This window comes from Achromobacter ruhlandii, assembly GCF_002082135.1.
Taxonomy (GTDB): Bacteria; Pseudomonadota; Gammaproteobacteria; order Burkholderiales; family Burkholderiaceae_B; genus Achromobacter; species Achromobacter ruhlandii.
This window is the reverse complement of record NZ_CP017433.1, coordinates 6,296,547-6,318,560: the sequence shown is the minus strand read 5'-3', so window position 1 is coordinate 6,318,560 and position 22,014 is coordinate 6,296,547. Positions and strand designations below refer to the sequence as shown.

General features: G+C 64.7%; 15 protein-coding genes and 4 tRNA genes. 16 read left to right on the top strand and 3 right to left on the bottom strand.

Annotated features, from left to right (window positions below):
• Positions 1-8: 8 nt before the first annotated feature.
• The 15 genes from AruCF_RS28715 (at position 9) to rpoC (ending at position 16,542) form a co-directional block, all read left to right on the top strand.
• Positions 9-1,400: an aldehyde dehydrogenase family protein gene (locus AruCF_RS28715; RefSeq protein ID WP_049077273.1), complete on the top strand. Its 1,392-nt coding sequence runs from the start codon at positions 9-11 to the stop codon at positions 1,398-1,400.
• A 20-nt stretch (positions 1,401-1,420) separates the two neighbouring features.
• Positions 1,421-2,584 (top strand): iron-containing alcohol dehydrogenase, encoded by a 1,164-nt coding sequence (locus AruCF_RS28710; RefSeq protein WP_049077271.1) that lies wholly within the window; start codon positions 1,421-1,423, stop codon positions 2,582-2,584.
• A 113-nt stretch (positions 2,585-2,697) separates the two neighbouring features.
• A tRNA-Tyr gene (locus tag AruCF_RS28705) sits at positions 2,698-2,784 on the top strand.
• A 150-nt stretch (positions 2,785-2,934) separates the two neighbouring features.
• A tRNA-Gly gene (locus AruCF_RS28700) sits at positions 2,935-3,008 on the top strand.
• A gap of 12 nt (positions 3,009-3,020) precedes the next feature.
• Positions 3,021-3,095, top strand: a tRNA-Thr gene (locus AruCF_RS28695).
• 68 nt (positions 3,096-3,163) lie between these two features.
• Positions 3,164-4,354 (top strand): elongation factor Tu, encoded by a 1,191-nt coding sequence (gene tuf / locus AruCF_RS28690; protein WP_020925806.1) that lies wholly within the window; start codon positions 3,164-3,166, stop codon positions 4,352-4,354.
• A 151-nt stretch (positions 4,355-4,505) separates the two neighbouring features.
• Positions 4,506-4,581, top strand: a tRNA-Trp gene (locus AruCF_RS28685).
• 63 nt (positions 4,582-4,644) lie between these two features.
• Positions 4,645-5,025 (top strand): preprotein translocase subunit SecE, encoded by a 381-nt coding sequence (gene secE / locus AruCF_RS28680; protein WP_006389585.1) that lies wholly within the window; start codon positions 4,645-4,647, stop codon positions 5,023-5,025.
• A gap of 9 nt (positions 5,026-5,034) precedes the next feature.
• Positions 5,035-5,568 carry a transcription termination/antitermination protein NusG gene (nusG, locus tag AruCF_RS28675; RefSeq protein ID WP_006389586.1) on the top strand — a complete coding sequence of 178 codons (534 nt, stop codon included), beginning with the start codon at positions 5,035-5,037 and terminating at the stop codon, positions 5,566-5,568.
• Between the two features lie 61 nt (positions 5,569-5,629).
• Positions 5,630-6,061, top strand: coding sequence for a 50S ribosomal protein L11 (gene rplK, locus AruCF_RS28670; RefSeq protein ID WP_006389587.1), 432 nt, complete (start codon positions 5,630-5,632; stop codon positions 6,059-6,061).
• A gap of 2 nt (positions 6,062-6,063) precedes the next feature.
• Positions 6,064-6,765, top strand: a complete 702-nt coding sequence (gene rplA, locus AruCF_RS28665) for a 50S ribosomal protein L1 (RefSeq protein ID WP_006389588.1) — start codon at positions 6,064-6,066, stop codon at positions 6,763-6,765.
• 270 nt (positions 6,766-7,035) lie between these two features.
• Positions 7,036-7,560: a 50S ribosomal protein L10 gene (rplJ, locus tag AruCF_RS28660; RefSeq protein WP_006389589.1), complete on the top strand. Its 525-nt coding sequence runs from the start codon at positions 7,036-7,038 to the stop codon at positions 7,558-7,560.
• Positions 7,561-7,641: 81 nt separating this feature from the next.
• On the top strand, positions 7,642-8,022 hold the full coding sequence (gene rplL / locus AruCF_RS28655) for a 50S ribosomal protein L7/L12 (RefSeq protein ID WP_006389590.1): 381 nt from the start codon (positions 7,642-7,644) through the stop codon (positions 8,020-8,022).
• A gap of 163 nt (positions 8,023-8,185) precedes the next feature.
• Positions 8,186-12,298, top strand: coding sequence for a DNA-directed RNA polymerase subunit beta (rpoB, locus tag AruCF_RS28650; protein ID WP_020925808.1), 4,113 nt, complete (start codon positions 8,186-8,188; stop codon positions 12,296-12,298).
• The gene (gene rpoC / locus AruCF_RS28645; protein ID WP_049077268.1) at positions 12,298-16,542 is read left to right on the top strand and encodes a DNA-directed RNA polymerase subunit beta'; all 4,245 of its coding nucleotides are present in this window, start codon (positions 12,298-12,300) and stop codon (positions 16,540-16,542) included. The genes rpoB and rpoC overlap by 1 nt, the downstream gene beginning before the upstream one ends.
• Positions 16,543-16,653: 111 nt before the next feature.
• Here rpoC and AruCF_RS28640 read toward each other — a convergent pair whose 3' ends face one another.
• Positions 16,654-17,049, bottom strand: coding sequence for a TssQ family T6SS-associated lipoprotein (locus tag AruCF_RS28640; RefSeq protein WP_049077266.1), 396 nt, complete (start codon positions 17,047-17,049; stop codon positions 16,654-16,656).
• Between the two features lie 158 nt (positions 17,050-17,207).
• Between AruCF_RS28640 and AruCF_RS28635 the strand changes: the two genes are divergently transcribed.
• Positions 17,208-18,527: a serine/threonine-protein kinase gene (locus tag AruCF_RS28635; RefSeq protein ID WP_049077262.1), complete on the top strand. Its 1,320-nt coding sequence runs from the start codon at positions 17,208-17,210 to the stop codon at positions 18,525-18,527.
• A 20-nt stretch (positions 18,528-18,547) separates the two neighbouring features.
• Here the strand turns inward: AruCF_RS28635 and AruCF_RS28630 are convergent, their stop codons facing one another.
• Positions 18,548-20,869 carry a CHASE2 domain-containing protein gene (locus tag AruCF_RS28630; RefSeq protein ID WP_049077261.1) on the bottom strand — a complete coding sequence of 774 codons (2,322 nt, stop codon included), beginning with the start codon at positions 20,867-20,869 and terminating at the stop codon, positions 18,548-18,550.
• Positions 20,870-20,879: 10 nt separating this feature from the next.
• Positions 20,880-21,989, bottom strand: coding sequence for a FecR domain-containing protein (locus AruCF_RS28625; RefSeq protein ID WP_049077260.1), 1,110 nt, complete (start codon positions 21,987-21,989; stop codon positions 20,880-20,882).
• Between the last annotated feature and the right edge of the window lie 25 nt (positions 21,990-22,014).

The following is a 22,014-nucleotide window of genomic DNA, read 5'->3' as shown; positions in this document are numbered from 1 at the left end:
GGGTCGCCATGACGCAGGAACTCATCACCATCAGTCCCATCGACGGCCGCGAAGTCGTGCGCCGTCCCTACGCCAGCGAGGCGCAGGTCGCGCAGGCGCTGGCCGACGCGCAGGCCGCGCAGGGTGCCTGGCACGCGCTCGGCATCGAGCAGCGCGGCCGCATCCTGTCCGAGGCGGTGACGCGCTTTGTCGCGGGCAAGGTCGAGATCGCGCGGGCCATCACGATCCAGATGGGCCGTCCCCTGCGCTACACGCCGGGTGAGGTCGATGGCTTCGAGGCGCGCGCGCGCCACATGATCGGCATCGCCGCCGAAGCGCTGGCGCCGATCCAGGTGCCCGAGATCGCGGGCTTCACGCGCTTCATCAGCCGCGAGCCGATCGGCGTGGCGTTGACGATCGCGCCGTGGAACTATCCGCTGCTAACGGCCGTGAACAGCATCGTGCCTGCGCTGATGGCCGGCAACACCGTCATCCTCAAGCATTCCGACCAGACCCCGCTGTGCGCCGAGCTCATCGGCCGCGCCTTCAGCGAAGCGGGCGTGCCGCATGGCGTGTTCCAGTACCTGCACGCGAACCACGACATCGCGCAACGCCTGATCCGCGCGCCCGAGATCGGCTACGTGTCCTTCACCGGTTCGGTGCGTGGCGGCCAGAGCGTGGAGAAGGCCGCCGCCGGCCGCTTCATCGGCGTGGGCCTGGAGCTGGGCGGCAACGACCCCGCGTATGTGCGCGCCGACGCCAACCTGGCGCACGCGGTCGAGACGTTGGTCGACGGCGCCTTCTTCAACTCCGGCCAATCGTGCTGCGGCATCCAGCGCATCTACGTGGCGCGCGACCGCTACCAGGATTTCATCGATCGCGCCGCGGCGCTGACCCAGGAGTACGTGCTGGGCGATCCCTTGCAGCCGGACACCACGCTCGGCCCGGTGGTGCGCACGCGCGCCGCCGACGAGGTGCGCGAGGTGATCGCCGAAGCCGAAGCGCGCGGCGCCCGCAATCTGGTCGATGCCACGCGTTTCGACGCCGCGCGCGCCGGTACGCCGTATGTGGCGCCGACGCTGCTGACGCAGGTGGATCACCGCATGCGTGTGATGAACGATGAATGCTTCGGCCCCGTGGTCGGCGTGATGCCGGTCGACACCGACGAAGAGGCGGTCGCCTTGATGAACGACAGCCCCTATGGCCTGACCGCCGCCATCTTCACGCAGGATGAAGAGGCCGCATTGCATCTCGGCCGCCAGTTGCGCACCGGCACCGTCTTCATGAACCGCTGCGACTACCTCGATCCCGCGCTGGCGTGGACCGGCGTCAAGCAAACCGGCCGCGGCGTTTCGTTGTCGCGCGTCGGCTACGAACAGCTCACCCAAGCCAAATCCTTCCATCTGCGCCGCAACGCCTGAGCGCGCGACCAGGAGCCCACATGGCCGTCCCCAGCGTCAACTGGAACTATCCCACCGCCATCAAGGCCGGCCCCGGCCGCATCAAGGAGTTGCCCGACTGGTGCCGCGAACTCGGCATGGCGCGCCCCTTGTTGGTCACCGATCCCGGCCTGGCCGCGCTGCCCATGATCGCCGACGCGGTGCGCGGCTGCCGCCAGGCCGGACTCGAATGCGGCCTGTTCCACGAAGTGAAGGGCAACCCCACCGGCAAGAACGTGGACGATGGCGTGTCGCGCTATCGCGAAGGCCGTCACGACGGCGTCATCGCGTTCGGCGGCGGCTCGGCGCTGGACGCGGCCAAGGCCATCGCGCTGATGGCCGGACAGAAACGTCCGCTGTGGGACTTCGAAGACGTGGGCGACAACTACCTGCGCGTGAACGTGGCCGGCATGGCGCCAGTCGTCGCGGTGCCGACCACCGCGGGCACGGGCTCGGAAGTGGGACGCGCCTCCGTCATCACCGACGAGGCGGCGCAGGTCAAGCGCATCATCTTCCACGCGCGCATGCTGCCCGCCATCGTCATCCTCGACCCCGAGCTCACAGTGGGCCTGCCGCCGCGCATCACCGCCGCGACCGGCATGGACGCGCTGTCGCACAACCTCGAGGCCTACTGTTCGCCGTTCTTCCATCCGATGGCCGCCGGCATCGCGCTGGAAGGCATGCGCATGATCAAGGAATACCTGCCGCAGGCCGTGACCGACGGCGCCGACCTGCAGGCGCGCCAGCAGATGCTGGTGGCCTCCAGCATGGGCGCCACCGCATTCCAGCGCGGGCTCGGCGCGATGCACGCGCTGGCGCATCCGCTGGGGGCGTTGTACGACGCCCACCACGGCATGCTCAACGCCATCCTGATGCCTTACGTGCTCAAGGCCAACCAGCACGCGGTCGCGCCGCGGCTGCAGGCGCTGGCGCGCTACCTGGCGTTGCCGGACGACAGTCCCGGCGCCGTGCTCGACTGGGTGCTGGCGTTGCGCGAGACCGTCGGCATCCCGCACACCCTGGCCGATATCGGCATCGACGACGCACAAGCCGAGCGGATAGGGCGCATGGCCAGCGAGGATCCGTCCGGCGGTACCAACCCGGTCACCTACACCCCGGACCAGTACGCCGAACTTTTTCGTGCAGCCGTTCGCGGAATCTTGTAAGCTTCGCCCCCTCTGCGCGGAAACGCGGCAGGCAGAACGAAAGTTTTGAATATTTTTCGTCCCAGGCGTTTGACAGCGGATTTGAAAGTGTTCATAATCTCAAGTTCTCCGCTGGAGGGGTGCCCGAGTGGTTAAAGGGGGCAGACTGTAAATCTGTTGGCCTTGCGCCTACGTTGGTTCGAATCCAACCTCCTCCACCAGAGACCCAAACCTGAATCCAGGCGATGTTTGCCTGGATTTTAAAATGTAGGCCTAGGGAACTGGGCGGCCTTCGCAACGAAGGTGGCTGGTTCTCCAAGGCCTTAGTTTTGAAAGTCTGGGATAGATAGTGAGGTGGTGAAAGGACAGCCGCGGGTGTAGCTCAATGGTAGAGCAGAAGCCTTCCAAGCTTACGACGAGGGTTCGATTCCCTTCACCCGCTCCAAGCAGTACACATGCCCATGTGGCTCAGTGGTAGAGCACTCCCTTGGTAAGGGAGAGGTCGCGCGTTCGATCCGCGCCATGGGCACCACAAATTCCAAAGTCTTTTCTTCAGTCAGCAGCTTCAGTCAAAAGCGCAATCCAGGTCAGGAGTCAGCCATGGCAAAAGGCAAGTTTGAACGTACCAAGCCGCACGTGAACGTGGGTACGATTGGTCACGTTGACCACGGCAAAACGACGTTGACGGCGGCCATCACGACCGTTCTGTCGACCAAGTTCGGTGGCGAAGCCAAGGGCTACGACCAGATCGACGCGGCACCTGAGGAAAAGGCTCGCGGCATCACGATCAACACGGCGCACGTCGAGTACGAAACGGAAACGCGTCACTACGCGCACGTTGACTGCCCGGGCCACGCTGACTACGTCAAGAACATGATCACGGGCGCAGCGCAGATGGACGGCGCGATTCTGGTCGTGTCGGCCGCTGACGGCCCGATGCCGCAAACGCGTGAACACATCCTGCTGAGCCGCCAGGTTGGCGTGCCGTACATCATCGTCTTCCTGAACAAGGCCGACATGGTTGACGACGCCGAGCTGCTCGAGCTGGTGGAAATGGAAGTTCGCGAACTGCTGAGCAAGTACGACTTCCCGGGCGACGACACCCCGATCGTGAAGGGTTCGGCCAAGCTGGCGCTGGAAGGCGACAAGGGCGAACTGGGCGAGCAAGCGATCCTGTCGCTGGCCCAAGCCCTGGACACGTACATCCCGACGCCCGAGCGTGCCGTTGACGGCGCGTTCCTGATGCCGGTCGAAGACGTGTTCTCGATCTCGGGTCGTGGCACCGTGGTGACCGGCCGTATCGAGCGCGGCGTGATCAAGGTCGGCGAAGAAATCGAAATCGTCGGTATCACCCCGACGGTCAAGACGACCTGCACCGGCGTGGAAATGTTCCGCAAGCTGCTGGACCAAGGTCAAGCCGGCGACAACGTGGGCATCCTGCTGCGCGGCACCAAGCGTGAAGACGTCCAGCGCGGCCAGGTTCTGGCCAAGCCGGGCTCGATCACCCCGCACACGGACTTCACCTCCGAGGTGTACATCCTGTCCAAGGAAGAAGGCGGCCGCCACACCCCGTTCTTCAACGGCTACCGTCCCCAGTTCTACTTCCGCACGACGGACGTGACGGGCACGATCGACCTGCCGGCCGACAAGGAAATGGTTCTGCCGGGCGACAACGTGACGATGACCGTCAAGCTGCTGGCCCCGATCGCCATGGAAGAAGGCCTGCGTTTCGCCATCCGTGAAGGCGGTCGTACCGTCGGCGCCGGCGTCGTCGCCAAGATCCTGAAGTAAGCAATACCCGGATGGGTAGAGTGGACTCTCAAGTCCCTCTATCCATCTTTGCTGTAAAAGTAGTATGATGTTTGGTTCCGCAAGCCGCTACGCGTGGCGGCCTGGCAGGAACGGCGAAAGTGTAGTGCACGTGTAGTGATGTGTGAGTTTTAGGGGCATAGCTCAATTGGCAGAGCGTCGGTCTCCAAAACCGAAGGTTGTAGGTTCGATTCCTACTGCCCCTGCCACCGCCAGGATAAACCCGCGGGAGATCATCGCGAGTTACGCATTCAGGCGGCTCGCGTCGCAATATGTCTAATACCAGCGTAGAAACCGTAACCAGTACCGCCGACCGGGTCAAGCTCGGGCTGGCGGTTCTTGTCGTTATTGCTGGCATCGTCGGGTTTTCCGTGCTCAGCGCACAGCCGATGCCTGCCCGTATCGGCGTCTTTGTCGGCGGCCTCGTGATCGCAGCCGTGATCGCCTGGTTCAGCGAACCCGGCCGTCGCACCCTGAGCTTTGCCAGCGAGTCCTACAACGAAGTCAAGCGTGTGTCGTGGCCGACCCGCAAGGAAACGACCCAGATGACGGGCATCGTTTTCGCGTTCGTGGCGGTCATGGGCATTTTCATGTGGGTGCTCGACAAGGGCATCGAATGGATTCTCTACGGCCTGTTGTTGGGCTGGAAATAAGGACGGCGAATGAGTAAGCGTTGGTATGTCGTCCATGTGTACTCCGGCATGGAAAAAAGCGTACACAAGGCCCTGAACGAGCGCATCGAGCGCGCGGGCCTGCAAACGTCTTTCGGCCGCATTCTTGTGCCCTCCGAGGAAGTCGTCGAGGTCAAGGGTGGCCAGAAGTCGATCACCGAGCGCCGTATTTTCCCCGGTTACGTCCTGGTTGAAATGGACCTGACCGACGAAACGTGGCACCTGGTCAAGAACACCAACCGCGTCACCGGCTTTTTGGGTGGCTCGGGCAATCGTCCGACCCCGATTTCCGAAAAGGAAGTCGAAAAGATCCTCTCCCAGATGGAAGAGGGCGTCGAGAAACCCCGTCCCAAGATCCTGTTCGAAGTGGGCGAGATGGTTCGGGTCAAGGAAGGTCCGTTTGCGGACTTCAACGGCAACGTCGAAGAAGTCAACTACGAAAAGAGCAAGGTTCGCGTGTCTGTCACGATCTTCGGTCGTGCCACCCCCGTCGAACTGGATTTCAGCCAGGTCGAAAAGACCTGATTTCAACCCCCGGGGAGCCCTGGCCGCGCGCTAGGGCGATATAACCCGCAAGGAGCAAAGCATGGCGAAGAAGATCGTCGGCTTTATCAAGCTGCAAGTGCCGGCTGGTAAGGCTAACCCCTCCCCCCCGATTGGCCCGGCCCTGGGTCAGCGTGGCCTGAACATCATGGAATTCTGCAAGGCGTTCAACGCCAAGACCCAAGGCATGGAGCCTGGTCTGCCGATTCCGGTGGTGATCACCGCTTTCGCCGACAAGAGCTTCACCTTCATCATGAAGACCCCGCCCGCGACGGTCCTCATCAAGAAGGCCGCCGGCGTGCAAAAGGGTTCGTCCAAGCCGCATACCGACAAGGTCGGCACGCTGACCCGCGCGCAAGCTGAAGAAATCGCCAAGGCCAAGGGCCCCGATCTGACCGCCGCCGATCTGGACGCCGCCGTCCGCACGATCGCTGGCAGCGCCCGCAGCATGGGCATCACGGTTGAGGGGATCTAATCATGGCAAAACTGAGCAAGCGCGCCGCCGCCATTGCGCAAAAGATCGACCGCACCAAGCTGTACCCGGTCGCCGAAGCCCTGACCCTGGTCAAGGAAACCGCTGTCGCCAAGTTCAACGAATCGATTGACGTGGCCGTGCAGCTGGGCATCGACCCGAAGAAGTCGGACCAACTGGTCCGCGGCTCGGTCGTGCTGCCCGCCGGCACCGGCAAGTCGGTCCGTGTCGCCGTGTTCGCCCAAGGCGACAAGGCCGAGGCCGCCAAGGCCGCTGGTGCCGACATCGTCGGCCTGGACGACCTGGCTGACCAGATCAAGGCCGGTCAAATGGACTTCGACGTGGTCATCGCCTCGCCCGACACGATGCGTGTCGTCGGCGCCCTGGGTCAGATCCTGGGCCCGCGTGGCCTGATGCCGAACCCGAAGGTCGGCACCGTGACCCCCGACGTCGCCACCGCCGTCAAGAACGCCAAGGCCGGTCAGGTTCAGTACCGCACCGACAAGGCCGGCATCATCCACGCCACGATCGGCCGCGCGTCGTTCGGCGTGGAACAGCTGCAAACCAACCTGGCCGCGCTGGTCGACGCCCTGCAAAAGGCTCGTCCCGCCGCTGCCAAGGGCATCTACCTGCGCAAGCTGGCCGTTTCGTCCACGATGGGCGGCGGTGCGCGCGTGGAAATTGCCTCGCTGTCGGCTACCAACTAAGCCAACAGCTGTAAACGTACTTTGGGCCGCATCCGGATTCCTCCGGATGCTGCTGTCAAAGACCGCTGGAGCAGGTCAGCGCGAAGGTTCTCCTTCCGCTGGAAGCAGTACCCTCGCTGCCCCGCTTAATCCCGAAGCTCGCAAAGTTCGGATCCAGCGTAGACGGCGTCCCCAGGAAGATTTCTTTACCCGAAGAACTCGACCAGGCGCCGCATTCGGTTGACGCGCAAGGCTCCGGCCCCAGGCGTCTTTTGATGGAGTGTTCAAACCGTGAGTCTCAATCGTCAAGAGAAAGCGGTGGTAATCGAGGAAGTCTCGGCCGAAGTGGCCAAGGCGCAATCGATTGTTATCGCCGAGTACCGTGGTCTGGACGTCGCCTCTGTCACCGTACTGCGCAAAACTGCGCGTGAATCGGGCGTGTATCTGCGTGTTCTGAAGAACTCGCTGGCCCGTCGTGCTGTTGCCGGCACGGCTTTCGAGCCGTTGGCCGAGCAACTGACCGGTCCGCTGATCTATGGCATCAGCGCTGACCCGGTTACGGCGGCCAAGGTCCTCGCAGGTTTCGCGAAAAGCAACGACAAGCTGGTCATCAAGGCGGGCGCTCTGCCCAACAGCCTGCTGAACCAAGAAGGCGTGAAGGCTCTGGCCACCATGCCCTCGCGCGAAGAGTTGCTGTCGAAACTGCTGGGCACCATGCAAGCCCCCATCGCGCAATTCGTGCGTACGCTCAACGAAGTTCCGACCAAGTTCGCCCGTGGCCTCGCCGCCGTGCGCGATCAGAAGGCCGCGGCTTAATCCCCGCCCTTCACGGAAATTCGCTGAACGACCGAGCGACACCCAAACCCTGGCATTACCCAATATTTGGAGTTCTTAAAAATGGCACTTAACAAAGCTGAAATCCTTGACGCCATCGCTGGCATGACCGTGCTCGAACTGTCCGAGCTGATCAAGGAAATGGAAGAGAAGTTCGGCGTGTCGGCTGCTGCCGCCGCTGTGGCCGTGGCCGCTCCGGCCGCCGGTGGCGCTGCCGCCGCTGCTGAAGAGCAGACCGAGTTCACCGTTGTCCTGGCTGAAGCCGGCGCCAACAAGGTTTCCGTCATCAAGGCCGTGCGCGAGCTGACCGGTCTGGGTCTGAAGGAAGCCAAGGACCTGGTCGACGGCGCGCCGAAGCCCGTCAAGGAAGGCGTTGCCAAGGCTGACGCCGAAGCCGCCAAGAAGAAGCTGGAAGAAGCTGGCGCCAAGGTCGAAGTCAAGTAAGACCTGCGTCAATTTGCCCGGGGACAGCGCAATTTGCCGTCCCCGGGCTTTTGCGTTTCCAGGAAACCCCTGCTGGGGTCATGCCCTTTCCAGAGGGGTTTCCTGGAGTCGTATCACCTGGGGCCGTGGTTGACGGCCCATGCAACCTCGAGTCGGAGTGCTCATGCCTTACTCGTACACCGAAAAAAAGCGCATCCGCAAAAGCTTCGCCAAGCGTGAAGACGTTCAAAACGTTCCCTTCCTTTTGGCGACTCAGCTTCAATCCTACCTAACTTTCCTGCAGGCGGATACCGCCCCGTCCGATCGCGTAGCCGACGGTTTGCAGGCGGCGTTTTCGTCGATTTTCCCGATCGTTAGTCACAACGGTATGGCGCGCTTGGAGTTCGTGAGCTATGTGCTAGGCGAACCGGTGTTCGATGTCAAGGAATGTCAGCAACGTGGCCTGACCTATGCCTCGCCCCTGCGAGCCAAGGTCCGCCTGGTGCTGCTTGACCGCGAAGTCAGCAAGCCCACCGTCAAGGAAGTGAAGGAACAGGAAGTCTACATGGGCGAAATTCCGCTCATGACGGGCACCGGTTCGTTCGTCATCAACGGCACCGAGCGTGTCATCGTCTCGCAGCTGCACCGCTCGCCCGGCGTGTTCTTCGAACACGACCGCGGCAAGACGCACAGCTCGGGCAAGCTGCTGTTCTCGGCCCGCGTGATTCCCTACCGCGGCTCGTGGCTGGACTTCGAATTCGACCCCAAGGACATCCTGTTCTTCCGCGTCGACCGTCGCCGCAAGATGCCTGTCACGATCCTGTGCAAGGCCATCGGCATGACGCCGGAATCGATCCTGGCCAACTTCTTCGACTTCGACAACTTCGAGTTGAAGAGCGAAGGCGCCATGATGGAATTCGTGCCCGAGCGCTGGAAGGGCGAAATGGCCCGCTTCGACATCGCGGACCGCTCCGGCAAGGTCATCGTCGAAAAAGACAAGCGTATCAACGCCAAGCATCTGCGCGACCTGGCTGCCGGCGGCATCCAGCGCATCTCCGTGCCGGAAGACTTCCTGTACGGCCGCGTGCTGGCCAAGAACATCGTTGACGCCGATACCGGCGAAGTCATCGCCAACGCCAACGACGAGATCACCGAAAGCGTGCTGGGCGCCCTGCGCGCCGCCAACGTGCACGACATCCAGACGCTCTACACGAACGACCTGGATCGCGGCCCGTACATCTCGCAGACGCTGCGCACCGATGAAACCGCCGACCAGATGGCCGCGCGCGTTGCCATCTACCGCATGATGCGTCCTGGCGAACCGCCCACCGAGGAAGCGGTGGAAGCGCTGTTCCAGCGCCTGTTCTACAGCGAAGAAACGTACGATCTGTCGCGCGTCGGCCGCATGAAGGTCAACAGCCGTCTGGGCCGTGGTGAAGACATCACCGGTCCGATGACGCTGACCAACGAAGACATCCTTGAAACCATCAAGGTGCTGGTCGAGCTGCGTAACGGCCGTGGCCAGATCGACGACATCGATCACCTGGGCAACCGCCGCGTGCGTTGCGTCGGCGAACTGGCCGAGAACCAGTTCCGCGCCGGCCTCGTGCGCGTCGAACGCGCCGTCAAGGAACGCCTGGGCCAGGCCGAGACCGAAAACCTGATGCCGCACGACCTGATCAACTCCAAGCCGATCTCGGCCGCCATCAAGGAGTTCTTCGGTTCGAGCCAGCTGTCGCAGTTCATGGACCAGACCAACCCGCTGTCGGAAATCACGCACAAGCGTCGTGTTTCGGCACTGGGCCCGGGCGGCCTGACCCGCGAGCGCGCCGGCTTCGAAGTCCGTGACGTGCATCCGACCCACTACGGCCGCGTCTGCCCGATCGAAACGCCGGAAGGCCCGAACATCGGCCTGATCAACTCCATGGCGCTGTACGCTCGCCTGAACGAGTACGGCTTCCTGGAAACGCCTTACCGCAAGATCGTCGACGGCCGCGTCAGCGACCAGATCGACTACCTGTCGGCCATCGAAGAAAGCCACTACGTGATCGCGCAGGCCAACGCCGCGCTCGATGACGAAGGCAAGTTCGTGGACGACCTGGTGGCTTGCCGTGAAGCCGGCGAAACCATGCTGACCGCCCCGGCCAACGTGCACTACATGGACGTGGCCCCGTCGCAGATCGTGTCGGTCGCCGCCTCGCTGATTCCGTTCCTGGAGCACGACGACGCGAACCGCGCGCTGATGGGTGCCAACATGCAACGTCAGGCCGTGCCTTGCCTGCGTCCGGAAAAGCCGGTCGTGGGCACGGGTATCGAGCGCACCGTGGCCGTTGACTCGGGCACCACCGTGCAGGCGCTGCGTGGCGGCCTGGTCGACCACGTCGACGCCGAGCGCGTGGTTATTCGCGTGAACGACGAAGAAAACGTCGCCGGCGAAGTCGGTGTCGACATCTACAACCTGATCAAGTACACGCGTTCCAACCAGAACACGAACATCAACCAGCGTCCCATCGTCAAGCGCGGCGACCGTGTCGCCAAGGGTGACGTGCTGGCCGACGGCGCATCGACGGACCTGGGCGAACTCGCCCTGGGCCAGAACATGCTGATCGCGTTCATGCCCTGGAACGGCTACAACTTCGAAGACTCGATCCTGATCTCCGAAAAGGTCGTGGCCGATGACCGCTACACCTCGGTGCACATCGAGGAACTGACGGTCGTGGCCCGTGACACCAAGCTGGGTCCGGAAGAAATCACGCGCGACATCAGCAACCTGGCCGAGACGCAACTGAACCGCCTGGACGATTCCGGCATCACCTACATCGGCGCCGAAGTCAGCGCCGACGACGTGCTGGTCGGCAAGGTCACGCCCAAGGGCGAGACCCAGCTGACGCCGGAAGAAAAGCTGCTGCGCGCCATCTTCGGTGAAAAGGCGTCCGACGTTAAGGACACCTCGCTGCGCGTGCCTTCGGGCATGACCGGCACCGTCATCGACGTGCAGGTGTTCACCCGCGAAGGCATCGTGCGCGACAAGCGCGCCCAGTCCATCATCGACGATGAACTGCGCCGCTATCGCCAGGACCTGAATGACCAGCTGCGCATCGTTGAAAACGACCAGTTCGACCGTATCGAGAAGATGCTGGTCGGCAAGACCGTCAACGGCGGCCCGCGCAAGCTGGCCAAGGGCGCGACGATCACCAAGGCCTACCTGGCCGACCTGGATCGCTGGCAGTGGTTCGACATCCGCCTGGCCGACGAGCCCCACGCCGTGGTGCTGGAGCAGGCCAAGGAATCGCTCGAGCAGAAGCGTCACCAGTTCGACCTGGCCTTCGAAGAGAAGCGCAAGAAGCTGACGCAGGGCGACGAGCTGCCCCCGGGCGTGCTGAAGATGATCAAGGTCTACCTGGCCGTGAAGCGTCGTCTGCAGCCTGGCGACAAGATGGCAGGCCGTCACGGCAACAAGGGCGTGGTCTCGCGCATCACCCCGGTGGAAGACATGCCGCACATGGCTGACGGCACGCCGGCCGACATCGTTCTGAACCCGCTGGGCGTGCCCTCGCGGATGAACGTGGGCCAGGTGCTGGAAGTGCACTTGGGCTGGGCTGCCAAGGGCGTGGGTCACCGCATCGCCGACATGCTGCGCGACGAGCGCACCGCGCAGGTCAAGAACGTCCGTGCGTACCTGGACAAGGTCTACAACACGACCGGCACCGGCGCGCGCATCGACGAGCTGACCGACGAAGAAGTCATGGAAATGGCCCAGAACCTCAAGAACGGCGTGCCGTTCGCGACGCCCGTCTTCGACGGCGCGACCGAAGAGGAAATCACCAAGATGCTGGAACTGGCCTATCCGGACGACGTCGCCAAGCGCATGGCGCTGACGCCCTCGCGCACGCAGGCGTGGCTGTACGACGGCCGCACTGGCGAGAAGTTCGAGCGTCCGGTCACCGTCGGCTACATGCACTACCTGAAGCTGCACCACTTGGTCGACGACAAGATGCACGCGCGTTCGACCGGTCCGTACTCGCTCGTGACCCAGCAGCCGCTGGGCGGCAAGGCGCAGTTCGGTGGCCAGCGTTTCGGGGAAATGGAAGTGTGGGCGCTGGAAGCCTACGGCGCCGCCTACACCCTGCAGGAAATGCTGACGGTGAAGTCCGACGACATCACCGGCCGCACCAAGGTATACGAAAACATCGTCAAGGGCGATCACGTCATCGATGCCGGCATGCCGGAATCGTTCAACGTGCTGGTCAAGGAAATCCGCTCGTTGGCCCTGGACATGGATTTGGAGCGTAACTAATGAAAGCGCTACTCGACCTCTTTAAGCAAGTCTCGCAAGACGAGCAATTCGATGCCATCAAGATCGGCATCGCCTCGCCCGAGAAGATCCGTTCGTGGTCCTACGGCGAAGTTCGCAAGCCCGAGACCATCAACTACCGCACGTTCAAGCCCGAGCGTGACGGTCTGTTCTGCTCCAAGATCTTCGGCCCGATCAAGGACTACGAGTGCCTGTGCGGCAAGTACAAGCGCCTGAAGCACCGTGGCGTGATCTGCGAGAAGTGCGGCGTTGAAGTTACCGTTGCCAAGGTTCGCCGTGAACGCATGGGCCACATCGAGCTGGCCAGCCCCGTCGCGCACATCTGGTTCCTGAAGAGCCTGCCGTCGCGTCTGGGCATGGTGCTCGACATGACCCTGCGCGACATCGAACGCGTCCTGTACTTCGAAGCCTGGTGCGTGATCGAACCCGGCATGACGCCGCTCAAGCGCGGCCAGATCATGTCGGACGACGATTTCCTGGCCAAGACCGAGGAATACGGCGACGACTTCCGTGCCCTGATGGGCGCCGAAGCCGTGCGCGAGCTGCTGCGCACCATCGACATCGACCGCGAAGTGGAAACGCTGCGCGGCGAACTGAAGGCCACCAGCTCGGAAGCCAAGATCAAGAAGATCTCCAAGCGCCTGAAGGTGCTGGAAGGCTTCCAGAAGTCCGGCATCAAGGCCGAGTGGATGGTCATGGAAGTGCTGCCCGTGCTGCCGCCGGACCTGCGTCCGCTGGTGCCGCTGGACGGCGGCCGCTTCGCGACCTCCGACCTGAACGACCTGTACCGCCGCGTCATCAACCGCAACAACCGTCTGAAGCGCCTGCTGGAGCTGAAGGCCCCTGAAATCATCCTGCGCAACGAAAAGCGCATGCTGCAGGAAGCCGTCGACTCGCTGCTGGACAATGGTCGCCGCGGCAAGGCCATGACCGGCGCCAACAAGCGCCAGCTCAAGTCCCTGGCCGACATGATCAAGGGCAAGAGCGGTCGTTTCCGTCAGAACCTGCTGGGCAAGCGCGTCGACTACTCGGGCCGTTCGGTCATCGTGGTGGGTCCGCAGCTCAAGCTGCACCAGTGCGGCCTGCCCAAGCTGATGGCCCTGGAACTGTTCAAGCCGTTCATCTTCAATCGCCTGGAGATGATGGGCCTGGCCACGACCATCAAGGCCGCCAAGAAGCTGGTGGAAAGCCAGGAACCGGTGGTCTGGGACATTCTGGAAGAAGTCATCCGCGAACACCCGGTCATGCTGAACCGTGCGCCCACGCTGCACCGTTTGGGCATCCAGGCGTTCGAGCCGGTCCTGATCGAAGGCAAGGCCATCCAGCTGCACCCGCTGGTCTGCGCGGCGTTCAACGCCGACTTCGACGGTGACCAGATGGCCGTCCACGTGCCGCTGTCGCTGGAAGCCCAGCTGGAAGCGCGCACGCTGATGCTGGCTTCGAACAACGTGCTGTTCCCGGCCAACGGCGAACCGTCGATCGTGCCGTCCCAGGACATCGTGCTGGGTCTGTACTACACGACGCGCGAGCGCATCAACGGCAAGGGCGAAGGCATTTTCTTCACCGACGTCGCTGAAGTGCAACGCGCCTACGACAACGGCGAAGTGGAGCTGCAAAGCCGCATCACCGTGCGCCTGAAGGAACACGAGCGTGACGAGAATGGCGAATGGCAGCCGGTGATCCGCCGCCACGAAACCACCGTCGGCCGCGCGCTGCTGTCCGAGATCCTGCCCAAGGGCCTGCCCTTCACCGTGCTGAACAAGGCGCTGAAGAAGAAGGAAATCTCGCGCCTGATCAACCAGTCGTTCCGCCGTTGCGGCCTGCGCGACACGGTGATCTTCGCCGACAAGCTGATGCAGTCGGGCTTCCGCCTGGCCACCCGCGGCGGTATCTCGATCGCCATGGGCGACATGCTGATCCCGTCGGCCAAGGAAGGCATCCTGGCCGAAGCCAGCCGTGAAGTGAAGGAAATCGACAAGCAGTACTCGTCGGGTCTGGTCACGTCCCAGGAACGCTACAACAACGTGGTGGACATCTGGGGCAAGGCCGGCGACAAGGTCGGCAAGGCGATGATGGAGCAACTGGCCACCGAACCCGTGATCAACCGTCACGGCGAGGAAGTGCGTCAGGAGTCGTTCAACTCCATCTACATGATGGCTGACTCGGGCGCCCGCGGTTCGGCCGCCCAGATCCGCCAGCTGGCCGGCATGCGCGGCCTGATGGCCAAGCCTGACGGCTCGATCATCGAGACGCCCATTACCGCGAACTTCCGTGAAGGCCTGAACGTGCTTCAGTACTTCATCTCGACTCACGGCGCGCGTAAGGGTCTGGCCGACACGGCACTGAAGACTGCGAACTCGGGTTACCTGACCCGTCGTCTGGTCGACGTGACGCAGGACCTGGTGATCACCGAGGACGATTGCGGCACCTCGCAGGGCTACAACATGAAGGCCCTGGTGGAAGGCGGTGAAGTCATCGAGCCGCTGCGCGACCGCATCCTGGGCCGCGTGGCCGCCATCGACATCGTCAACCCGGACACGCAGGAAACGGCGATCACCGCCGGCACCCTGCTGGACGAAGACATGGTCGACATGATTGACCGCATCGGCGTGGACGAAGTCAAGGTCCGCACGCCGCTGACGTGCGAAACGCGCCATGGCCTGTGCGCGCACTGCTACGGCCGTGACCTCGGCCGCGGCACGCCGGTCAACCAGGGCGAAGCGGTTGGCGTCATCGCCGCCCAGTCCATCGGTGAACCGGGCACGCAGCTGACGATGCGTACGTTCCACATCGGTGGCGCGGCGTCGCGTTCGGCCCTGGCCAGCGCGGTGGAAACCAAGTCCAGCGGCGTGGTCGGCTTTGCCAGCACCATGCGCTACGTCACCAACGCCAAGGGCGAACGCGTCGCGATTTCGCGCTCGGGCGAACTGGCGATCTTCGACGACAACGGTCGTGAACGCGAACGCCACAAGATCCCGTACGGCGCGACCGTGCTGGTGGGCGATGGCGAGGCCGTGAAGGCCGGCGCGCGCCTGGCGACGTGGGATCCGCTGACCCGTCCGATCGTGTCGGAATACGGTGGCGCCGTCCGCTTCGAGAACATCGAAGAAGGCGTGACCGTGGCCAAGCAGGTGGACGAAGTCACCGGCCTGTCGACGCTCGTCGTCATCACGCCCAAGACCCGTGGCGGCAAGATCGTCATGCGTCCGCAGATCAAGCTGGTCAACGAGAACGGCGAAGACGTCAAGATCGCCGGCACCGATCACTCGGTGAATATCTCGTTCCCGGTCGGCGCGCTGATCACGGTGCGTGACGGCCAGCAGGTTGCCGTGGGTGAAGTCCTGGCGCGTATTCCGCAGGAATCGCAAAAGACCCGCGACATTACCGGCGGTCTGCCGCGCGTGGCCGAGCTGTTCGAAGCCCGTTCGCCCAAGGATGCCGGCATGCTCGCCGACGTCACCGGCACGGTCTCGTTCGGCAAGGACACCAAGGGCAAGCAGCGCCTGGTCATCACCGACCTGGAAGGCGTCAGCCACGAGTTCCTGATTCCGAAGGAAAAGCAGGTGCTGGTGCACGACGGCCAGGTGGTGAACAAGGGCGAAATGATCGTGGACGGCCCGGCCGATCCCCACGACATCCTGCGCCTGCAGGGCATCGAGAAGCTGGCGACCTACATCGTCGACGAAGTGCAGGACGTGTACCGTCTGCAGGGCGTGAAGATCAACGACAAGCACATCGAAGTGATTGTTCGTCAGATGCTGCGCCGTGTGAACATCGTCGATGCGGGCGATACCGAGTTCATCCCGGGCGAGCAGGTCGAGCGCTCCGAGCTGTTGAACGAGAACGACCGCGTCAACGCTGAAGACAAGCGTCCGGCCACGTACGAAAACGTGCTGCTGGGTATCACCAAGGCCTCGCTGTCGACCGACTCGTTCATCTCGGCCGCCTCGTTCCAGGAAACCACGCGTGTCCTGACCGAAGCCGCCATCATGGGCAAGCGCGACGACCTGCGTGGCCTGAAGGAAAACGTCATCGTCGGCCGCCTGATCCCGGCCGGTACCGGCCTGGCGTACCACCATGCCCGCAAGGACAAGGAAGCCCTGGAGGCCGCGGAACGCGAAGCCGCCCGCCAGCTGGCCAACCCGTTCGAAGACTCGCCGGTCACGGTGGGCTCGGACGCCGATGTCCCGTCGTCCGACCTGGGCAGCGAGGACGCCGCCGAATAAGGGCGACGTCCGGAGCACCCCCCCGCGCGGGTCCGGCGGGGGAGGCCAGAAGCAAAAAGGCCGCTGATGCGAATCAGCGGCCTTTTTTTGCCCGCGCGGGGCGGGGCGGCGCTATTTGGCGGCCTGGCTCTTGGCGCGCTGGAACACCGGGCCCCAGACCGGATGGCCGGCCTCGTTGGGCGCCAGTTCGAAGTTGGGGTCGATCTGGAGAATGCGGCTGAAGCTGTCCTCGCACAATTGCGTGTAGCGGCTGACGCAGTAGCTGAACGCCTGTAGCTTGTAGGCCTCGATGCGCACGGCCTTGCTGGAGGCGGCCAGCTCGTCGGAGCGGGCCACGCCGCGGATCACTTCGCCGTACTGGCCGGCGCTGTACTGGTCGCGCACCCGTTGCAGCTGTTCCAGCGCCTCCGGGGTGGGCGGGTGTTCGGGCGCGCTGGCGGGCAGGCCGGCACAGCCGGCCAATACCATCGATAATCCGAGCGAACTGCAGAGAAGGCGAATTTTCATAGGCTTTCAGTGAATTGAGGGAATTTGGCGATACGCTATCGTGCCACAGCCTGATGCGCTCGGACATTTTCGGCAATGTCCTTGCGTAACGGATTGGATAATATTCCGCCTACCAGCCGCCAACCCGTTTTCGCGTCCGTCGCGCAGCATTCTTGAATATGTCTTCATCCGTCGGCCTGCATACGCCGCGCAGCCCCTTTTCTGGCGCCGCGCCGCTCGCCTTGCGCCCCTTGAGCGCCATCGCCGCCAGCGCGGCCGGGGGCGTGCCGGAGTCGCGCATCAAGCGCTTGTTGGCGGATCTGCTGCCAGCGCTGATGGGCCTGCATGCGCAGGGGGAAATATGCGGCGATATTTCCCTGGACACGGTGGGCATGGATGAAGGCGCGCGCGCCCATCTGTTGCCGGAACTGGCGGTGCCGCGTTCGCACCGGGCGGGAGTCACGCCGGTTCCGGGGTTCGCTCCATTTGAGCTTTACACGGATTCCGCGGAATGGCCGCGCGGTCCCTGGACCGACGTCTACGCGCTCTGCGCGGTGATGCACGCGCTGGTCACCGGCCTGCGCCCGCCTCCGGCGCCCGAGCGCCGCGCCGCCGACAGTTACGAACCCCTGGTCTCGCTCGGCCTGACGAAGTACAGCCCGGCTTTCCTGGGCGTGATTGACCGTGGCCTGGCGATGCTGCCGGCCGACCGGCCGCAGACGTTGGCCGAACTGGCGGCCATGCTGGAAATCTCCGCCTACGCCGAGACGCCCCCCGCGGCCCAGAAAACGTCGCAGGCGGAGGCGATATCCGCGCCTCCCGCCCCGGTGGCGGTTGCCGGCAAGCCGCGCGGCGGCGGCCGGCCCCTGTTGGCGTTGTTGCTGGTGTTGGCGTTGATCGGCGCGGGTATCTATGCCTGGGTCCGTTACGGCCTGGGAGGCAGCAATGCCGTGATCACCCGTTCGGAGCTGGTGCAGCCAAATCCGCCCGCGATTGCGCCCGCGCCCGCGCCCGCGCCCGTTGCGCCGGCTGCTCCCGCACCGTCGCCTGAACCTCCCGCGCCCTCCACATCGCAACCGGCCCCGCCCGAATCCGCCAACCCGGGTACGACGACGTCCGCTCCGGAAGCGGGGGCGCCCGTAACGCCTGGCTCGGCCGCCGTCCCGCCCGTTGCGCCGGTGCCCGTCACGCCCGCCGAACCGGGCATGTCCGCGCCAGCGCCGATCCCGCCGGCGGTCCAGGAGCCAGCCGCGCCCGCGGTCCAGGAAGAGGCGCCCAAGCCCAAGCCCGTGCCGGTCCTGGTGCGGCTGGATATCCGGCCGTGGGGCGAGGTGTGGATCAACGGTGTTGCCCGCGGCATCAGCCCGCCGGTGAAGGAGTTGCGGCTGATTCCCGGCAAGTACCAAGTGGTGCTGCGCAATGCCAACCTGCCGCCTTACCGGGCGACGCTGGAAGTGAAAGCCGGCAAGCCGGCCGTCATCTCGCACGTCTTCGAATAGGGCGCCGGCAAGGCGGACCGTCAGTCCGCGGTTTCCTCGGGCGCCATCGGCAGGCACAGTGTGAACACCGATCCCACGCCCGTTTCGCTCGTCACTTCGACCTCGCCGCCGTGGCGTTGGGCCACGGTGCGCACGAAGGCCAGCCCCAGTCCCGCTCCCCCCACATCGCCGCGCGTGGCCACGCCGACGCGCGAGAAAGGCTCGAACAGGCGAGCCAGGTCCGGCGGCGCGATGCCTTGTCCCTGGTCGCGGATGTGCACGCGCCAATAGCCGGCCGCCTCCTCGATGCCACAGGTGATGCGGGTGTGGGGCGGACTGTACTTGATGGCGTTGTCGATCAGGTTGCTCAAGGCCCGCATCAGCAGCGTCTGGTCGCCGCGGACGTAGGCCGTCGGCAGCGGCGAGATCACTTCCAGCACGATGCCGCGCTTGTGCGCGGCCGCCCAGAACTCGTCGACGCCATCCTGCAGCAAGCCGCCCAGGTCCAGGTCGACCGCGTTGATGGCCATCGATTCGGCGCGCGTCAGGTGCACGAAGTCGTCGACCAGATGCAGCGTGCGGTTGGCCAGCGCGGCGATGCGGGTGAGCGTATCGTCGCGGCTATCCGCGGGATCTCCGTCCTGCTTCATTTCGACCAATGCCAGGATGGAGCTTTGCGGCGCGCGCATGTCGTGCGAGATGAAGCGCAGCGTCTCTTCGCGCTGGCGCTCGGCCTGGCGGATGCCGGAAATATCGGTCAACGTGGCGACGGTGCCCGCGAAATTGCCTTCGGCCGTGTGGATCGGCGCGCACTTCAGGATCAGGTCGCGGCCGGCATGGTCGCGCACCTCCAGGTCGGCGCTCCACGGCGATTGCTCGGCGACTGGCCCCTGGCCGCTCAGCACCTGCGCCACGCGTTGCCGCGTCGACTCGTCGCCGATGGTTTTCTCCAGCAGGTGGATGGCTGGGTGGCCGACGCGCGGCGGGCGCATACCCAGCCGCTGGAAGTACATCACGGCGGCCTGGTTGCGGAATTGCATGCGGCCGTCCTGGTCGAACACCAACGTCGCATCGGGCATCCCGTCCAGCCCGTCCGCCAGGAAGCGCCGCAGGTTGCGCACGCGCGCCAGCGCGCGCCGCAATTCGCCGACACGGCTTTCGAGCGAAGCGCTGGGCCCGCCGGACTGCGCCCGGGCCTCGTTCAGCACCGGCGGATATTCGCGTTGCAGCCGCCGTAGCTCGTTGTCCATGTAGCGCAGCGCGGCCTCCTGGCTGCGCCAGCTCCATAGCGGATAGCACAGCGCCACGCCCAGCAGCGCGGCAGTCGGCGCAAACCACCGGTAGCTGTGGCCAAGCAGCAGCAGGCTGGCGAGCAGAATCAGCGCCAGCAGGGCGATGTTGACGAGCAGCGCCCGGTTGGGTGACAGGCGCCACAGCGCCAGACAGGCCAACAGCACCGGCAGCGCGGAGAACAGGGCGTTGAGCCAGGGGGCGGCGGGCTGGAAGGCGATGTCGTCATTGGCGGCCTGCAGCAGGTTGGCGATGATCTCTACGCCCGGCATGCCGCTGACGTTGTGCGATACCGGCGTGGTGTAGGCGTCGCCCAGTCCGGTGGCCCAGGCGCCCACCAGGACATATTTTCCGCGCAGCTGTTCGGCCGGCACGTCGCCACGCAATACCGACAGGTACGAGACCGCGCGCGTATGTGCTACCGGTCCCGCGTACGGGATCAGGATGCTGCCGTCCGGGGCGGCGCGCCGCAGCAGCCTGTCGGCCAGCGGCTTCTGTCCGCCTACGTCGAGCATGCTCAACGCGAAATGCTGCCAGCGCTCGCCCCCGTAGCGCGTGGTCAGCACCGCCGATCGCAACACGCCGTCCGCGTCCAGGCTGGCATTGATGAAGCCGCTGCCCGCCGCGGCTTGCGCCAGCAGGGGAATGGGCGTGCTGATGGAGGAAGGGTAGGCCAGACGATCCAGCACGACCGGCAGCACGGTGCGGCCGTTGCGCCGGATGCTGTCGGCGAGGATGGCGTCGTCGCCCGGATGGGTGGTGTCGGGTTCGGCGAAGATAAGGTCCAGGCCGACCGCGCGGGCGCCTCGCAGTCGGTCCAGCAGTGCCGCGTGGACCGCCCGGCGCCAGGGCCAGCGGCCCAGCGCGTCGATGCTGGCATCGTCGATCGCGACGATCACGATGTCGGGCGAGATGTCGCGTCCGGTCAGCGCGACGGCGCGGTCATACAGGATCTGGTCGACGCGTCCGAGTCCATTGACCCAGCCGAGCAGCGCCGCCAGCAGCGCCAGCGCCACCGTCAACCACAGGCCTGATCGCGAGGTCCGGTCGATGGGGTCGGCGGCGTCTGCCATGGGCGCCTTTCTAGTATTCGGTCAGCGTCACGAATCCGCCGCTGCCGGTGGCGACGCCCAGCCCGCTGCTGGTCATCAGCTGGCTTACGCCGATGAACGTGGCCATCGCGTCCTCGCCCCCCAGGCCCAGCTCGTCGATGGCGCGCACCGATACATAGAAGGTGCCGGCGCCGGGCGCGCTGAAGCGGATGTCGGGGCTGGGAAAGCGGGTCGAGGAGACCGGCTGGGTTCCCTCGGCATCGCGCGCCACGCGCACCAGATAGCCCTGCGCGCCGGGCACGGGGGCGAACGTGCTGGTCCAGACCCCGCCGCCGGCGCGCACCGGTTCCGCCAGTTGCGGCGCCGCCAGCAGCGGCCGCACCCCGGCGACATTGCCATCGGCGCCGACGGCCGCGCCATAGCCCTTGGCCACCGCCACCGGCCGTGCCGGCGCCGCGCCGGGCGCGTGCGGTTGCAACCTTACGCTGCCTTCCAGCACTTCGCTGTGCACCCCATGGCTGCCGCTCTGCACCCGAAAACGCGTGCCGCGCACGCCGGTTACGGCAACAGGTGTCCGCACCTCGAAGCGGCCCACGCCCTGGCCCGCGGGGGCGACGCTGGATTCGACACTGCCGCGCTCCACATGGATGACCGAATCGGTCAGGTTGGTGCCTTCGAATTGCCGCAGGCGGGTCAGTTCCACTGAGCCGTCGGCCGGCAGCGTGAGCTTGGAACCGTCGGCCAGTTCCAGCGTCACGAAGCCGTTTGGCGCCGTGACGACCTTGCTGCCTTCGGCCACGTTGGCGCCCGGCTTGAGCGCCTGTCCGTCCAGGTTGGCCTGGCCGCTGACATGCACCACGCGCGCTTGGGCGGCGCGTTCGGGAATCATCGACAGCGGAATGCGCAGCTCCAGCCCGATCGGCAGGCGTTCAGGGGTGGTCACGTTATTGAGCGTCTGCAGCGGGTTCCAGTTGGCCTGGTTGCGCGTGTAGGTCGAAGCGATGTCGATCAGCGTATCGCCAGGGCGCACGCGGTAGATGAAGTTCTCTCCCAGCGCGCCCGCGGGTTGGCTATGCGAGGTTGTTGCGAGCAGCAGGCCGGAAAGCAGGGCAAGCAAAGAAAGCGCGCGGCAGCGGCTCATGACTTTCAATTCTCCAGGTAAGACC

Excerpts from the sequence above, each read along its gene's own strand:
- AruCF_RS28715 (WP_049077273.1), top strand. The coding sequence starts at position 9 with ATGACGCAGGAACTCATCACCATCAGTCCCATCGACGGCCGCGAAGTC.
- AruCF_RS28710 (WP_049077271.1), top strand. The coding sequence starts at position 1,421 with ATGGCCGTCCCCAGCGTCAACTGGAACTATCCCACCGCCATCAAGGCC.
- tuf (WP_020925806.1), top strand. The coding sequence starts at position 3,164 with ATGGCAAAAGGCAAGTTTGAACGTACCAAGCCGCACGTGAACGTGGGT.
- secE (WP_006389585.1), top strand. The coding sequence starts at position 4,645 with ATGTCTAATACCAGCGTAGAAACCGTAACCAGTACCGCCGACCGGGTC.
- nusG (WP_006389586.1), top strand. The coding sequence starts at position 5,035 with ATGAGTAAGCGTTGGTATGTCGTCCATGTGTACTCCGGCATGGAAAAA.
- rplK (WP_006389587.1), top strand. The coding sequence starts at position 5,630 with ATGGCGAAGAAGATCGTCGGCTTTATCAAGCTGCAAGTGCCGGCTGGT.
- rplA (WP_006389588.1), top strand. The coding sequence starts at position 6,064 with ATGGCAAAACTGAGCAAGCGCGCCGCCGCCATTGCGCAAAAGATCGAC.
- rplL (WP_006389590.1), top strand. The coding sequence starts at position 7,642 with ATGGCACTTAACAAAGCTGAAATCCTTGACGCCATCGCTGGCATGACC.
- rpoB (WP_020925808.1), top strand. The coding sequence starts at position 8,186 with ATGCCTTACTCGTACACCGAAAAAAAGCGCATCCGCAAAAGCTTCGCC.
- rpoC (WP_049077268.1), top strand. The coding sequence starts at position 12,298 with ATGAAAGCGCTACTCGACCTCTTTAAGCAAGTCTCGCAAGACGAGCAA.
- AruCF_RS28640 (WP_049077266.1), bottom strand. The coding sequence starts at position 17,049 with ATGAAAATTCGCCTTCTCTGCAGTTCGCTCGGATTATCGATGGTATTG.
- AruCF_RS28635 (WP_049077262.1), top strand. The coding sequence starts at position 17,208 with ATGTCTTCATCCGTCGGCCTGCATACGCCGCGCAGCCCCTTTTCTGGC.
- AruCF_RS28630 (WP_049077261.1), bottom strand. The coding sequence starts at position 20,869 with ATGGCAGACGCCGCCGACCCCATCGACCGGACCTCGCGATCAGGCCTG.
- AruCF_RS28625 (WP_049077260.1), bottom strand. The coding sequence starts at position 21,989 with ATGAGCCGCTGCCGCGCGCTTTCTTTGCTTGCCCTGCTTTCCGGCCTG.